The 592-nt window shown below is 52.5% G+C and carries 1 protein-coding gene; it reads right to left on the reverse strand.

Going from position 1 to position 592, the window contains the following annotated elements:
- Window positions 1–188: 188 nt before the first annotated feature.
- Window positions 189–592, reverse strand: a 404-nt coding sequence (locus tag PQR08_RS38635) for a DUF3304 domain-containing protein (protein ID WP_408164495.1), incomplete at its 5' end; no start/stop codon positions are given.

The raw sequence follows: 592 nt of genomic DNA on the forward strand, positions 1-592 counted from the left end.
GCTGCCGTGAAGGCAAAACCGCAAAACAATCGAATTGGGAGTTTCATATGTTCGTGTCCATGTAAAAGCATGGCGCTAAAGTAGAACCGTTCATTCTCTAACCTCCGCTAGCACCTTGCCACATTGCGATGCGTTCATGCGTTCCGAAAGGCCGCCGTCCTCCGGTATGAGATCAAACCATTCCACGGTCATTGTGCGTTTCCATTCTTGCGATACAACCGATTCCATTCTTCGTCGAGAGTTGCTTTCACGATCAGCGGATCGTCATCAGGTGGGCGTTTGTCTGGATCGTTGCCGCCTTTAGTTCCGTCAACAATCATCAAGCGCACACGATCATCAGGTAGAAAGATCAACCAAGCTCCTGCCGTATGATTGCCGTCGTATTGAGCTATCTGGACGTTCTCCGCTTTGTACCAGTAGCCCCAAGTCTTGCCGTCCTGTTTTTTGTCGACCAGCCAACGGACCGTCAGTCTGAGATCAGGCTGCCATACGGCGGGATAGCTCAGGCAGCACGTTGAGCCGCCGCCGCCGGAAGGGCGTCCGTTTTCTTTAACCGGCATGACATTGGGTCTGCCACCGGAAATACCCGATT

Source organism: Caballeronia jiangsuensis (assembly GCF_046030135.1).
Lineage (GTDB): Bacteria > Pseudomonadota > Gammaproteobacteria > Burkholderiales > Burkholderiaceae > Caballeronia > Caballeronia jiangsuensis.